At 64.0% G+C, this 14,215-nt stretch carries 10 protein-coding genes; 7 read left to right on the forward strand and 3 right to left on the reverse strand.

Features of this window, described 5'->3' with window-relative positions:
- Positions 1-226 precede the first annotated feature (226 nt).
- Genes IC757_RS05345 through IC757_RS05355 form a run of 3 tightly spaced genes read right to left on the reverse strand, consistent with a single transcriptional unit; the run spans position 227 to position 4,810 of the window.
- The gene (locus IC757_RS05345; RefSeq protein ID WP_190976335.1) at positions 227-1,639 is read right to left on the reverse strand and encodes an MATE family efflux transporter; all 1,413 of its coding nucleotides are present in this window, start codon (positions 1,637-1,639) and stop codon (positions 227-229) included.
- 10 nt (positions 1,640-1,649) lie between these two features.
- Positions 1,650-4,109: an ABC transporter permease gene (locus tag IC757_RS05350; RefSeq protein WP_190976336.1), complete on the reverse strand. Its 2,460-nt coding sequence runs from the start codon at positions 4,107-4,109 to the stop codon at positions 1,650-1,652.
- Positions 4,106-4,810 carry an ABC transporter ATP-binding protein gene (locus IC757_RS05355; RefSeq protein WP_190976337.1) on the reverse strand — a complete coding sequence of 235 codons (705 nt, stop codon included), beginning with the start codon at positions 4,808-4,810 and terminating at the stop codon, positions 4,106-4,108. The genes IC757_RS05350 and IC757_RS05355 overlap by 4 nt, the downstream gene beginning before the upstream one ends.
- Between IC757_RS05355 and IC757_RS05360 the strand changes: the two genes are divergently transcribed.
- From IC757_RS05360 to IC757_RS05390, 7 genes are all read left to right on the forward strand, one after another.
- Positions 4,809-5,423, forward strand: a complete 615-nt coding sequence (locus tag IC757_RS05360; protein WP_223846265.1) for an arylesterase — start codon at positions 4,809-4,811, stop codon at positions 5,421-5,423. The genes IC757_RS05355 and IC757_RS05360 overlap by 2 nt on opposite strands.
- An 81-nt stretch (positions 5,424-5,504) precedes the next feature.
- Positions 5,505-7,100 carry an electron transfer flavoprotein-ubiquinone oxidoreductase gene (locus tag IC757_RS05365; RefSeq protein ID WP_190976338.1) on the forward strand — a complete coding sequence of 532 codons (1,596 nt, stop codon included), beginning with the start codon at positions 5,505-5,507 and terminating at the stop codon, positions 7,098-7,100.
- Between the two features lie 32 nt (positions 7,101-7,132).
- Positions 7,133-8,224 (forward strand): chorismate synthase, encoded by a 1,092-nt coding sequence (aroC, locus tag IC757_RS05370; RefSeq protein WP_190976339.1) that lies wholly within the window; start codon positions 7,133-7,135, stop codon positions 8,222-8,224.
- Between the two features lie 230 nt (positions 8,225-8,454).
- Entirely contained in the window at positions 8,455-9,480 is a 1,026-nt protein-coding gene (locus tag IC757_RS05375; protein ID WP_190976340.1) for an aspartate-semialdehyde dehydrogenase, read from the forward strand.
- A gap of 248 nt (positions 9,481-9,728) precedes the next feature.
- Positions 9,729-12,791: a FimV/HubP family polar landmark protein gene (locus IC757_RS05380; protein ID WP_190976341.1), complete on the forward strand. Its 3,063-nt coding sequence runs from the start codon at positions 9,729-9,731 to the stop codon at positions 12,789-12,791.
- A 20-nt stretch (positions 12,792-12,811) separates the two neighbouring features.
- Positions 12,812-13,603: a tRNA pseudouridine(38-40) synthase TruA gene (truA, locus tag IC757_RS05385; protein WP_190976342.1), complete on the forward strand. Its 792-nt coding sequence runs from the start codon at positions 12,812-12,814 to the stop codon at positions 13,601-13,603.
- Positions 13,600-14,205: a phosphoribosylanthranilate isomerase gene (locus tag IC757_RS05390; protein ID WP_190976343.1), complete on the forward strand. Its 606-nt coding sequence runs from the start codon at positions 13,600-13,602 to the stop codon at positions 14,203-14,205. The genes truA and IC757_RS05390 overlap by 4 nt, the downstream gene beginning before the upstream one ends.
- Positions 14,206-14,215 lie beyond the last annotated feature (10 nt).

Consider the following 14,215-nt stretch of genomic DNA (forward strand, 5'->3'; position numbering starts at 1 on the left):
TACTCCAAAGCGGGGCATGGAGGGATTCTAGTGTACCCCGTCGTTAATCCTGTAACTTTCAGGGTGTGCCTGAGTCGACAACTCCACGTTACACTATTAAACCGGCAACGAAATACCTACGGTATTCGTTGCGCGGCATTTGCGGCATATGTCCGAAAATGCCTTCGCTTCGCGGCCCCGGCCGTTCCGTCCGGGCATTAACCCAGCAACCTGTTTGGTTGCCGGGCTAATAGCGCAGCGACTGGCTCCAGCGGCGCGAGTTCGCCCGCTGCCCGGAAAAAGTGGTCAGCACGATCAGCAGCAGCCAAAGTGCGCACAGGAAATCGATGGCGGTGGAGCCGTAGTACACTCCGCCAACCCCGATCAACTGCGGCAGCACCAGCATCACCGGTGTGTAGAGCAGCAGCTGGCGCGAAACCGACACCGTGGTGGCCTTGCCCGGCTGCTCGATGGCCGGCAGCAGCGCCAGCGCGATGAACACGATGGGCAGGACCGGCAGGACCAGCATCAGCACCCGGAAATGATGAAGGTCCGTGGCGCTGAAGCTGGCCTCGGGCAGCATCAGCCCCAATACCGGCTCGGGGAACAGGTTCATCAGCCCCCAGATCGGCACGATCATCAGCGCCCCGGCAGCCACAAAGGTCCAGTAGTGGCGCTGTACCCGCTGCCATTGACCGGCGCCGTAATTCATGCCGGCGACCGGCTGAAAGGCGCGCATGAGGCCGAACAGTGGCGTGATGATGAACAGCAGCAGACGCCAGGCCGCCCCGAAAAAGGCGATGTCGTGCTCGTCGCCGATGCGCGTGAGTACGTTGAAGACCACGATGGCCTGCACCAGTCCCATGGAGCTCATGATCATGGCGGGCGTGCCCAGGCGGACGATGCGAGCGGTGAGCCGGCGCGGCAGACCAAAAAAACGGGCATCGACCGGGTAGCTGGCATGACCACGGACGTAGCGACGCCATACCAGCACACCGCCAATGGCATTGCCGATGTTGGTTGCCCAGGCTGCTCCGGCCACGCCCCAGTCGAACACGACGATGAAAACCGGGGTCAGGATGATATTGGCCACCAGGCCGATGCCCATGTAGCCAGCGGCAAGCTTCATCTTGCCTTCGCCTCGCAGCAGCATGTTCAGCGTGACGCCGGCAATGGCGCCGATGCCGCCCAGAGCCGATGCGCGCAGGTACTCGGCGGCGATGTCGATCAGGGCTTCTCGCGCGCCCATACCGAACACCAGGGTTTCGGCAAACAGGCCGCCAGCCAGTGCATAAAGAAGCGCCAGAACCGCGGAAATGGCCAGTGCCGTGCCCGGCAGGCGACGCACGGTGTCCTGGTCGCCGCGGCCGATGGCAATCGAAAGCGCCACGCCACCCCCGATGCCGGCCAGTGAACCCAGCCCCAGGGTGATCTGGGTAATCGGATAGGCGAGGACGGCACCGGCGAGCGCCTGTTCGCCGATCAACTGACCGATGTAGACGGCATCCATCACCATATTCAGGCCCAGGGCCATCATGACTGCCACGGCCGGCCAGGCCATGTGCCAGACCACCCGCCAGGGATGGCCTTCCAGTATCAACTGCGCGTGCGGATCGCTGTGATCGCGCACCGAGGCATTCTGGGTGTGCTCCTGTTGCATGACGATGCGATCAGTGTCCCGTGCGCAGGATTCTCACCGGTGGTGTGCGCAGTACCGACCGGTTGCCCAGCCAGCCACTGCCCACGATCAGCAGGGCGGAAGCAGCGAAGCCGGCCAGGAACAGCCAGGCCGAAGGCTGATAGCGGAACTCGAACAACTCCGCAGCCAGCAGCCAGCCGGTGATGCCGGCTCCCGCCGTGGCCAGCGCGGCGGATATCAGCGCCATGGCGCCATACTCGACCAGCAGTCCGCGACCGACCATGCGGTTGTCGGCGCCCAGTGTCCGGATCAGCGCGGCTTCATGCCGGCGCTCGTCCCGGGTTGCTTCCAGGGCGGCGAGCAGCACCACCAGTCCGGCCAGCAGGGTAAAGAAGAATACCACCTGGGCGGCCTGGCTGACCTGGTCGATGATCTCGCCGACGCGCGCGATGATCGCACCAATATCAATGACCGAGACATTCGGCCAGGAGCGCGTTAGTTGCCTGAGCAGGTCGCTGTCGGTATCACCGAGGTGGAAGCTGGCGATCTTCTGGTGCGGCAGGATCTGACCGGCCTCCGGCGTCAGCAGGATGAAGAAGTTGACGTTGAACGAATTCCAGTCCACTTCGCGGATACTGGTGACCGTGGCGGTGAAACTGCGCGCACCCGACTCGAATGTCAGTTCGTCGCCCAGCCCCACGCCCAGACGTTCGGCCCACATCTGTGCAAGCGAGACTTCGCCGGTGGTGCTGGCATCGAAGAATTGCCCGGCGACGATTTCGTTGGCTGGCGGCAGCGTATCGATCCAGGACACATTGACCTGGCCGGCCATGCGATCGTCCGGTGGTCGCTTGCCGTTGATCGCCACCAGGTTGGCGTTGGCCATGGGTCGGACCTGAAGATTGATCACCCCGGCGTCGCGCAGCATGCGCTCGACCTCGTCGACCTGATCGGGCTGGATATTGACGGCGAAATGATCGGGTGCGTCGGCCGGCAGGCTGGTCCGCCACTGCTCCAGCATTTCGGCACGCACGATGACCAGTAGCAGCAGGGCCATCAGACCCAGGCCCAGGGCGGTGACCTGGATGATGCCGGCGCCACGTCGTCGCTGCAGACCGGCCAGTCCGAAGCGCCATGCCGCCCGCGCACGTCGTGCCAGCCGGCCACTGGCCAGCATGGCCAGCCAGCCGAACAGGGCCAGGCTGCCAGCCAGCAGGGCGCTGGCGCCCAGCACGATCAGGGCCAGTCGGGTATCGCCAAGCTGCACAACCGGAATCGACAGGGCCGCGGCCACGGGCAGCAGCCACAACAAACGCGAGATGCCAATGCGCCGGTCCAGCGAGCGATTGAGGATGCGCATCGGTGGCACACCGCGCAGGTTCAGAAGCGGCGGCAGCGCGAAACCGGCAGCCAGCAGCAGGGTAAATGCACCGGCTCCGGCCAGCGGCCCAAAGCGCACCCCGGGAAGGTTGCTGCCGGGCCCATCGGCCAGAATCCTGGCAATCAGTTCCTGGGCGACCAGGGCGGCCGCACCCCCGGCCACGATACTGATCAGCACCAGCCACAGCAGCATCAGCGACATCGATGCCATGACCGCACCGCTCTTGGCGCCGAAAGCCTTGAGCAGGGCGACCAGGTCGCGCTGGGCGAGAGAGAATCGCATGGCCGAGAGCAGAATGGCCACGGCGGCCAGGATCACGGCCGTCAGGGCGGCCACGCCAAGGAAACGACTGGCCTGGGCCAGCGCCGCGCCGGTCTGATCTTCCGCGTCGGCCACGGTGATCAGTCGCTGGTTGTCATCGAGTCTCGAGCTGACCCAGTCGCGAAAATCATCGACGGCCGATTCACTGCCGGCGACCAGCAGACGATAACGGGCACGGGCGCCGGGGCCCAGCAGTTCGCTGTCGAGCAGATCGTCGAGATGCACCATCATGCGCGGCGCGAGCATGAAACGACCGCCACCGCGATCGGGCTCGAACAGCAGGGCCTGGTCGATGACCAGCTCGCTGTAGCCCAGTTCGGTGACGTCTCCGGTCTCGGCATCCAGTGCCCGCAGGCCACGAGGTTCCAGCCAGGCCGTGCCGCGCTCGGGCAGTCGGCTTACCGTCTGTTCCTCGCCATCGATGCGATCGGCAATGCGCAGCCGGCCGCGCAGCGGATAACCGCCGCCCACGCCTTTGACATCAATAAGCTGGCTTTCGTCGCCGACGAACACGGCGGTGCTGAGCAGAATGATTTCGGCGGTATCCAGGCCAAACTGTTCGGCCCGCTCGAAATACTCGTGCGGCAGCCGTTCGCGTCCGGCCACCACCAGGTCGGCAGCCAGTGCTTCACCGGCCTCCCGTTCCAGCGCCCGACCGACGCGATCGGTGAACAGACTGACCGCGCCCAGCGCGGCCGTGGCCACGATCAGGCCGGCTGCCAGCATGGCCAGGGCGCCCGAGCGCCCCTGGCGGGTCAGTAAACGAAAAGACAGGACGACGGGGTTCACGCCCGCTCCGATTCCACTGGCGACTCCAGCAGCCTGCCGTCAACGATCTCCTCGATGTGACCGCAGCGCCGGGCCAGCTCAAGGTCATGGGTCACCAGGATCAGGGCCGTGCCATGGTCGCGATTGAGTTCGAACAGCAGGTCGGCGATGGACTGTCCGGTGCGGCGGTCGAGGTTGCCGGTGGGTTCATCGGCAAACAGGATGTCCGGGTTGCCGGCGAATGCACGTGCGATGGCCACGCGCTGCTGCTCACCCCCCGACATCTGGCGGGGATAGTGCGCCATGCGGTGTTCCAGTCCGACCTGCGTCAGAGCCTCGACGGCCCGGTCCCTGACGCGGTCAAAGCCGGCAATCTCCAGCGCCAGCATGACATTCTCCAGCGCGGTGAGGCTGGGCAACAGGTGAAACGACTGAAACACGAAACCGACCTGACGTCGTCGCAGCGTGGCACGTTGATCTTCGTCCAGGGCTCCGAGATCAGCATCAGCCAGCCGGATATGGCCGGAGGACGGCAATTCCAGTCCGGCCAGCAGGCCAAGCAGGGTGGTCTTGCCCGACCCCGACGCCCCGACGATGGCCATGGTTTCACCTGCATTCAGGCTGAGGGTGATATCGTCGAGAATGACGAGCCGCCCGCCGGGGGCGTCGACGGCAAAGCCGACATGCTGACACGAGAGGATTTCCCGGGTTGAGTGCTTCATGATGAAAAAATATTCCAGATTGGTCTTGTCGCTGCTGGTACTGAGTCTTGCCTGCGCCGTCGTACCACTGCAGGCGCGCACGCTGCTGGTGGTCGGCGACAGCCTGTCAGATGCCTACAACATGCCACGTGAAGCCGGTTGGGCTCATCTGCTGTCCGAGCGCCTGGGCGATGACTACGAGGTCGTCAATGCCAGCATTTCCGGCGAGACGACCGCCGGTGCCGCCAGCCGGATCGACGACCTGCTCGCCGATCATCACCCCGATGTGCTGCTGATCATACTGGGCGGCAATGATGGCCTGCGCGCGCTCAGCCCGCGCCAGATCAAGGACAATCTTGCGGCAGTCATCGAAAAGGGCAAGGCCTCGGGAGCAAAAGTGGCGCTGATGCAGATCCGCATGCCGCCCAACCTGGGACCGGCCTACGTGCGTCGATTCGAGGAGGTCTATCCAGCCCTCTCGGAACGTCATGACATCGAGTTGGTTCCCTTTTTCCTCGACGAACTGTTCGACCAGCCCGGCATGATGATGCCCGACGGCATTCACCCCGCGGCCCAAGCCCAGCCCGGAATGCTTGATCGTCTATGGCCGGAACTCGAGCCGCTGCTTCGGTAATTCTCTTCTGGCCACGACTGTTACGGACGGGACAGTCCGGTTCGTTATAATCAGGCGCTGCCCTCGCAATCGAGAATCCCGATGTCCGAACGCGAAATCATGGAATACGACGTGGTCATTGTCGGTGCCGGTCCGGCCGGGCTGGCCTGTGCCATTCGGCTCAAGCAACTCAAGGACGACCTCAATGTCTGCGTGATCGAAAAGGCGGCCGAAATCGGCGGCCACATCCTGTCCGGTGCGGTGATCGAACCTGAACCGCTGGATGCGCTGATTGACGGCTGGCGCGATGATCCGCCGCCGATCTGCGTGCCGGCCGGTCGCGACCAGTTCCTGAAGCTGTCAAAGACCGGTTCACGCAAATTGCCCACGCCGCCGCAGCAGAAGAACCATGGCAACTTCATCGTCTCGCTGGGCGCGATGTGCGGCTGGCTGGCACCGAAGGCCGAGGCGCTGGGTATTGACCTGTTTCCCGGCTTTGCCGCCGCCGACTTGTCATACAACGACAAAGATGAGGTTCAGGGCGTGATCATCGGCGACATGGGGGTCGACAAGGAAGGCAACTACAAGGATACCTATGTGCAGGGCATCGAGATCCGCGCGGCCGTGACCGTGCTCGGCGAAGGCTGCCGCGGGCACCTGTCCAAGCGCGCGATCGCCCGGTACAAGCTGGACGCCGACAGCGATCCGCAGACCTACGGTATCGGCATGAAGGAGCTGTGGCAGTTGCCCGAGGGTCGCGTCGAGCCCGGGTTGATCCAGCACACCGTGGGCTGGCCCTTGCCTGGCGAGATTTATGGTGGCAGCTTCATTTACCACCTCGACAAGGATCGCGTGGCCGTGGGTTTTGTCTGCGGGCTGGACTACCAGGACCCGAACTTCAGCCCGTTCGAGGCCTTCCAGCAGTTCAAGCATCACCCGATGATCAAGGAGATGCTGGGCGGTGGCGAGATCCTGTCGGCCGGCGCGCGCGCCCTGGTCGAGGGGGGCTACCAGTCGCTGCCGAAGGTCGAGATGCCCGGCGCGATGCTGATTGGCGATTCGGCCGGTCTGCTCAATGTGCCCAAGATCAAGGGTACCCACCAGGCGCTGAAGTCCGGCATGCTGGCTGCCGAGCACCTGTCGGAGAAACTGTCCAGTGAAGGGTTCGATGCCCGGCTGCGCGCGTCCGACGTCGTCGCCGAGCTGAAGAAAGTGCGCAATGTGCGCCCCGGTTTCAACAAGGGCCTGTGGCGTGGCATGACCACCGCGGCCGTCGAGACCGTGACCGCGGGCAAGCTGCCGCGCACCTTGCCCAACCATGCCGATCACGAACAGTTCCGCAAGCTCGACGAACAGGGCTTCAACTACGACTTTGTCGAGCGCGATCTGCCGCCGCGCGATCGCCTGGCCTCGGTGTACTTTGCCGCCACGGCGCATGACGAGGACCAGCCGGTGCATCTGAAAATCATCGAGCCGGACGTGTGTTTTACCCGCTGCGAGGAAGAGTACGGCAACCCCTGCACGCGTTTCTGTCCGGCCAATGTCTACGAAAAGGTCGAGGACGAGAATGGCAAGCGCATCCAGATCAATGCTGCCAACTGCGTGCATTGCAAGACCTGCGACATTGCCGATCCGTACCAGGTCATCGAGTGGGTCACGCCGGAAGGCGGATCAGGCCCCAACTACACCAATCTCTAGCCGGGGGCGGCCGCAATTTTGCGGACATGCAGATGAATAACTCGTTTGGAAGAGTTCTGGCCATCACGACCTTCGGCGAAAGCCATGGGCCGGCGATCGGGTGCGTTCTGGACGGGTTTCCGCCGGGCCTGGCGATCACGCCCGAGGAAATCCGGGCCGAGCTGATGCGGCGGGCGACCGGACAGAGCCGCTGGACTTCTCAGCGCAAGGAAGCCGAAGATGTTCAGATCCTCTCCGGCACTTTCGAGGGGCGGACAACCGGCACCCCCATCGCGCTGCTGATTCACAACACCGATGCGCGCTCGAAGGATTATTCGAAGATCGCCGCGCAGTTTCGTCCTGGCCATGCCGACTACACCTACCACCATAAGTACGGCATTCGCGACTATCGTGGCGGCGGGCGCTCCTCGGCGCGCGAGACGGCCATGCGGGTGGCGGCCGGAGCGCTGGCGAAGAAATACCTGCGCGAGCAGCTGGGCGTGGAAATCACGGGCTGGCTCGGCCAGCTTGGCGAGGAAGTCTGTGATGAGCATTTCGATGCATCGGTCATCGAGACCAACCCGTTCTTCTGCCCCGATGCCGATCGGGTGCCCGCGCTGGAAGACTACATGAAGCGTTTGTGGAAATCCGGCGACTCGGTGGGCGCGCTGGTCCGCGCTCGGGCCACAGGTGTGCCGGTTGGGCTGGGTGCCCCGGTCTACGCCAAGCTCGACGGCGACCTGGCCGCGGCAATGATGAGCATCAATGCCACCAAGGGGGTCGAGATCGGTGCGGGTTTCGCCTCGGTGGCGCAGAAAGGCACCGAGCACCGCGACGAGATCACGCCGGAAGGATTCGAATCCAATCATGCCGGCGGTGTCCTGGGCGGCATTTCCACCGGCCAGCCGGTCGAGGTGGCGGTGGCGTTCAAGCCAACCTCGTCGCTCAGATTGCCGGGCAAAACGGTGGACACATCCGGCCAGCCGGTTGAAATCGTCACCACCGGCCGCCATGACCCCTGTGTCGGAATTCGCGCCGTGCCCATCGTCGAGGCCATGCTGGCCCTGGTGATCATGGACCACTACCTGCTAAACCGCGCCCAGTGCGGGGATGTGGGGGAACAGGCGCCGAGGATTCCGACGTGAGCAGAGAGTTTGAAGTGTGAAGTGACTAGGTGTTAGGTGTTAGGTGTTTGGGCATTAGATGTTCAGGGGTTCAGTTGGGGTTTTGCAGTTGAATTTTGAGTCTCCGAAACCCACCGTAGCCCCCTCAACCCCAAGCACCCAAAGCCCAACCCGCAAGCCGTTCTTAACACTTCACACTTCACACTTCACACTTCACACTTTCTTTGACCCCAAACCGGATACAAGGACGCATGAGCGAACAAAACAAAGGATTTCGAGTGGCCGTGGTCGGCGCGACCGGGGCCGTGGGTGAGGTGATGCTGGAGTTGCTGGCTGAGCGTCAGTTTCCGATCAGCGAGATTGCGGCTTTGGCCAGCAGTCGTTCTGCCGGTCGCCAGGTTCAGTTTGGCGGCAAGAGTCTGACGGTCGAGGACTTGGCCACGTTTGACTTCAGCGGCTGGGATTTTGCCCTGTTTTCGGCCGGAGGCAGTATTTCGGCCGAGCATGCGCCCCGCGCGGCGAAGGCCGGCTGTACGGTCATCGACAACACCTCGCATTTCCGCATGGACCCCGACTGCCCGCTGGTGGTGCCCGAGGTCAATGCCGATGTGCTGGACGACTTCTCGGGTGGCGGCATCATTGCCAACCCGAACTGCTCGACCATTCAGATGGTCCTGGCCGTGGCGCCCCTGCACCGGGCGGCTGGCGTGTCGCGCATCAACGTGGCCACTTACCAGTCAGTCTCCGGCGCCGGCAAGGCGGCCATGGAGGAGCTGGCCCAGCAGAGCAAGGATCGGTTCAATTTCAAGGATCCGACAGTCGAGGCGCTCAATGCCCCGATCGCCTTCAACGTCATTCCCATGATCGACGTGCTGCAGGACAACGGATACTCGAAAGAAGAGATGAAGATGCACAACGAGACCCGCCGGATTCTCGGAACCGATGACATCGCGGTCAATGCCACGGCGGTTCGTGTGCCGGTGTTCTTCGGTCACGGCGAGGCCGTGCACCTGGAAACGGTCGAGCCGCTGGATGTCGAGCAGGCACGCGAACTGCTGGCCAGCGCGCCGGGCGTGGAGGTCATGCAGGGCGAAGAACTGGCGACACCGCTGACTCATGCCTCCGGAAACGACCCGGCCTACGTGTGCCGCCTGCGGCGTGATATCAGCCATCCGCGGGGCCTCTGTTTCTGGGTCGTGGCCGACAACGTGCGCAAGGGTGCGGCACTCAACGCCATCCAGATTGCCGAGTACCTGGCCGGTCGTGCTCGCAACTGATCGGGTGGGGCGTCTGATCCGCTGCTTCCATATTGCCTGAAGTCATTGGTATACTCGCTTGAATATCAACGAGGTCAGCGGTGGTCTTCGGGCTGTCGAATTGCCTTCCAGAGTGGATCTGGCTCTCCGGAAGGACGGGGAGCACGCATCATGACAGTATCGGATCGAGTACCGATGACCCCAGCCACCAGGGCGATCCATTGACCGAAAAGAGGGTGCCGGCGCCAATGTCCAATTTCAGTCTTCGAATGACTCTCGTCGCCTTGATCGGCGGTTTCGTGTTGCTGTTTCCCGCCGAGGGCCTGAGAGCGCTGGGGCTTGGAGAGGCGCGCGTCGATTCTTACCTGGGGCAGCCGCTGGACGTGTCGATACGCCTGCTGGATGTCGACTCCGATGCGGTGGAGGCGCTGACCGTTGTCTCTGCCTCGCCTTCCGACTACGAGCGAATCGGATTGCCATCGGAGGCATTGGCCCTGGGGCTGGATGTCAGCATAGACCGTTCTGCCGAACCACCGACCATTCAATTGCGATCGCAGCGCCCGGTCAATGATCCGGTCGTTCAGGTCTTGCTGGATGCCCGCTTCGCCAGTGGCCGGATTCTGCGCGAGTACACCCTGTTTCTTGATCCGCCCACGATTGATTCTCCCGCGCCGATTCGGCGCGTTGACGAGGTTGATCCGGCCGAGGAAACACCGGCGGAGCCAGCGGACGAAAGAGTGGTCGAGCGCGACGAGCCCGAACCCGCGCCACCGCCTGCGGAACGTCCTGAGCCCGCGCCGGAGCCGGCGGAACCAGAAGCAGAGCCGGAACCGGCGCCCGCGCCCGAGCCGGCCGCGGCCCCGGCTGCTGACGACACGGTGACCGTGGCCTCGGGGGACACCCTTTGGAGTATTGCGTTCAACTGGCGGCCGGAGCCGGGACTAAGCATGGACCAGGTGTTGCTGGCCATCTACGAGCGCAACCGTCATGCCTTCATGGACGAGAACATCAACCGCCTGCGCAGCGGCGCCGAGCTCACCATGCCCGAGCTGGATGATGTTCGGGCCGTGGGCCGCCAGGAGGCCGAGCAGCGGGTGCGTGAACACATGCAGGCCTGGCAGCATGCGGCGCCGACGGAGGATGTCCCGGAGGTGGCCGATGCCGCCGTTCCGGAAGTCGAAGAGCCCGCCGAGCCGGCGCCGACACCCGCCGAGGAAGTAGAGGAAACCGCACACCGGCTCGATGTGGTGCCCCCCGAGGACGACGCGTTTGCCGAGGGCGCTGCGGTGTCTGATGGCGAGGTTGAGCGGGTCAGCGGTGCGCTGGATGAACTCGAGGACGAGATTGTCACCGAGGGGCTGGAAGCCGAGCGCTTTGAGGACCACGTGGCCGAGATCCGCGAGGCGCTGGATACCCGCGACATGGCGGGGCTGGCCTTCGCCGAAGAGTCACTCGCGGAGCTGGAGGCACGCCTGCGTGAGGCTCGACGCGAGCGTGAAGAGGACGAGGAACCGGCGCCGAGCCGTCGCGATGCGGTCGATGCCTATTTCCAGGGCCTGGAGCGCGAACTGGTTGACGTCGATGAAGAGCCGGCACCCGTTCCCGACGAGGCGCCTGAAACAGAACCCGAACTGGCAGAGCGTGACACCGAGCTGGCCCCGGTCGAAGAGACCGAAGAGCCGGTGGCCGAGCCCGAACCCGAGCCGGTGGCTGACGTCGCGGAGCCCGCCGTGGCCGAAACCGAGCCGGCCACGGGACGCGATGCACTGCCCCTGACCTGGATCGCCTTGAGTGCGGCGTTGTTCCTGGCAATGGTGGCCGCCGTGGTGTTGCTGGTCCTGCGTCGGCGCCGCCTGGCCGCAGAAGGTGCGGGTATGTCTGCCGCCGAGCCGGTCGACGATGCCGAGGTACTGGCTCGCAAGGCACTGGCGGCCAATCCGGCCAACCTGGCCAATCACCTGGCGCTGCTGAAGGTGCTGGGCGCAGAGGAAGACAGTGAGCGCTTTGCCGACGCGCTTGACCAGATGTATCAGCACGTCGACGACGAGGACGACGAGCACTGGCGCGAGGCGCTGGAACTGGCCTCGGTGCACGCGCCCGATCACCCGATGCTGACGCCGCCTGAAGAACCGGTGACGATGGACGAGCCCGATGAGGTTGACGACGCCGATCGCCCCGAAAGCCAACGGTACGGTCAACAGGATGACCAGCCGGCCGGTGATGAAGAGGAGGAGGACGAGTTGCTTCGTCGAACCGACGAAATGCTCAGCATGTTCGATAGCGATGATGATCTTGAAGACGAGGACGAGGCATCCGACAGGCAATCGGTAGGCGCGGCGGATGAATCGTCTGCCGCCGACAATGACGAGGCCCGCCGGGAGCGTGAGCTGGGCGAGAACCTGGATCTGGGCGAACTGGCCAACCGGCTCGATGAGCCCGAACCCTTTGCCGCCGCCGACGAGCCGGCCGACGATGACGATGATCTGGAGTTCAGCCGCTACTCCGAAGATGACGACACGTTCGATACCATCGATGAGTCGGAACAACCCGCCGAGGTCGAGGACTCCGGAACGGATACAGCGTCAGCGGACGTCGACGACTTCAGTCTGGATTTCGACGATGACGAGGAAGAGCCGGCAACGACGGATTCGCAAGCCGGTGACGAAGATGCTCTCGAACTGTCGGTTCCCGATGTGCTGCCGGAAGAGCCGGCTGACAACGAGCCCGATACGCAGGAGACTTCGCAAGCTGCCGATCAGGGCTTCGACTTCATCCTCGACACGGATCGATCCGAGGATGAGGCCGCCGACGACGCCGATGAGGATGACCATGTACTAGAGGGCGTCGATGCCGGGCTGTCGCTGGACTTCGACCCGGGCGACGCTGTCCGAGGCGACGAGGAATCTGACGACAGCCTGTCGGATTCGGTGGCCGATGCCGAGGCCGGAGACGCCGGTGATGGTATGGAAGACCTTTCACTGGATTTCGAGGGCGACCTGTCTGATGATCGAAGCGAGACGCCGGATGACGTCGAAACCGGGGTCGAAGAAGAGATCGAAGATGACGATCAGTCCTTGGATGCAGATCCCTTCTCCCTGGAACAGGAGGAGGCCGGACGGCCGGATGGGGACAGGTCCGAATTGTCCTCCGAGGCACTGGATGCCGGCGAGGAAGAACTCGGTGACGAGGATGCCGAGGTCAAGCTCGATCTGGCGCGAGCCTACATGTCGGTCGATCTGGCGGAATCTGCCCGCACCATCCTCGAAGAGGTGGTTGCCGGAGCGTCGCCCGAGAAGCAGGCCGAGGCGCGCAAGCTGCTCGACGAGCTCTAGCCGGTCGACCGTAGACGGCAATGCGACTGGCTGCAGGAGTCGAGTACGACGGCAGTGGCTTTTTCGGCTGGCAGCGTCAGCGCCAGTCGCCGACGGTGCAGGAGTGCCTGGAGACGGCGCTGGGCCGGGTGGCCGATCATCCGGTTACCGTGCATTGCGCCGGCCGCACCGATACCGGCGTGCATGCGGTCTGCCAGGTTGTTCATTTCGATACCCCGGCCGTTCGCAACGAACGCTCGTGGGTGCTGGGCACCAACACCCACCTGCACCCGGGGATCAGCCTGCTGTGGGCACGTGAAGTCGACGAGGAATTCCATGCCCGCTTCCGGGCGAACCGACGGCACTATCGCTACCGTATACTCAATCGCTGGGTTCGACCGGCCATCGCTCGTGGACGAGTCGCCTGGGTCCGGCATCCGTTGGATGCCGGACGGATGCATGAAGCAGCCCGGGCGCTGATTGGCGAGCACGATTTTTCCAGCTTTCGGGCGGTGGGCTGTCAGGCCAGGTCACCGAAGCGAACGGTTCATCGTCTGGATGTCCGCCGCGATGGCCACGAGCTGGTCATTGACATCGAGGCCAATGCCTTTGTCTACCATATGGTCAGAAACATTGCCGGAACATTGATCGCCATTGGCCGGGGAGAGCGCCCGGTGTCCTGGGCGGCCGATGTGCTGGCCGCCCGCGACCGGATGGTCGCGGGCGTGACCGCGCCGGCCGAAGGGCTTTACTTTCTGGCACCGGGCTATCCCGACTACCCCGAGCTGCCCACCCATCGGGAGGTCGGCTTTCCAGCGAGATTGTCACAATGACCCGTATCAAGATCTGCGGCATGACCCGAAGCGAGGACGCACTGGCGGCCGCGAGGAGCGGCGTCGATGCCATCGGCCTGGTGTTCGTGCCGGCCTCGCCCCGTAATGTCGATATTGAGTCCGCGCGTGCGATTTGTCGCACACTGCCGCCGTTCGTCAGCCGCGTGGGCCTGTTCATGGACGCCGGGGCCGGGCAGATTCGACAGGTGCTCGACGAGGTGGGGCTGGACTGGCTGCAGTTTCACGGCGGCGAGGAATCCGATTTCTGCCGTCAGTTCGGGCGGCCGTGGATCAAGGCCGTGGCCATGGGCGCGGGCGGGGCGCCGGACGTGGCTGCATTCGAGTCAGCCGATGCACTGCTGCTGGATTCGCATGGCGCCGGTGGCATGGGGGGCAGCGGAAAAACCTTCGACTGGAATCGCGTGCCGCGGATCAGCAGACCCTGGGTGCTGGCCGGCGGACTGCACCCGGGCAATGTTGCCGAAGCCTGTCGTCGACTGAAACCGGACGCAGTCGATGTCTCCAGTGGCGTGGAAGTCCGTCCGGGCGTGAAGAGTGATAAGCTGATGGATCAATTCATCAAGGCGGTGAGAAATGGCTGAACCAGCCCGA

It is taken from the genome of Wenzhouxiangella sp. AB-CW3, assembly GCF_014725735.1.
Classification (GTDB): Bacteria; Pseudomonadota; Gammaproteobacteria; order Xanthomonadales; family Wenzhouxiangellaceae; genus Wenzhouxiangella.

Excerpts from the sequence above, each read along its gene's own strand:
- IC757_RS05355 (WP_190976337.1), bottom strand. The coding sequence starts at position 4,810 with ATGAAGCACTCAACCCGGGAAATCCTCTCGTGTCAGCATGTCGGCTTT.
- aroC (WP_190976339.1), top strand. The coding sequence starts at position 7,133 with ATGAATAACTCGTTTGGAAGAGTTCTGGCCATCACGACCTTCGGCGAA.
- truA (WP_190976342.1), top strand. The coding sequence starts at position 12,812 with ATGCGACTGGCTGCAGGAGTCGAGTACGACGGCAGTGGCTTTTTCGGC.
- IC757_RS05380 (WP_190976341.1), top strand. The coding sequence starts at position 9,729 with ATGACTCTCGTCGCCTTGATCGGCGGTTTCGTGTTGCTGTTTCCCGCC.
- IC757_RS05390 (WP_190976343.1), top strand. The coding sequence starts at position 13,600 with ATGACCCGTATCAAGATCTGCGGCATGACCCGAAGCGAGGACGCACTG.
- IC757_RS05345 (WP_190976335.1), bottom strand. The coding sequence starts at position 1,639 with ATGCAACAGGAGCACACCCAGAATGCCTCGGTGCGCGATCACAGCGAT.
- IC757_RS05365 (WP_190976338.1), top strand. The coding sequence starts at position 5,505 with ATGTCCGAACGCGAAATCATGGAATACGACGTGGTCATTGTCGGTGCC.
- IC757_RS05375 (WP_190976340.1), top strand. The coding sequence starts at position 8,455 with ATGAGCGAACAAAACAAAGGATTTCGAGTGGCCGTGGTCGGCGCGACC.
- IC757_RS05360 (WP_223846265.1), top strand. The coding sequence starts at position 4,809 with ATGATGAAAAAATATTCCAGATTGGTCTTGTCGCTGCTGGTACTGAGT.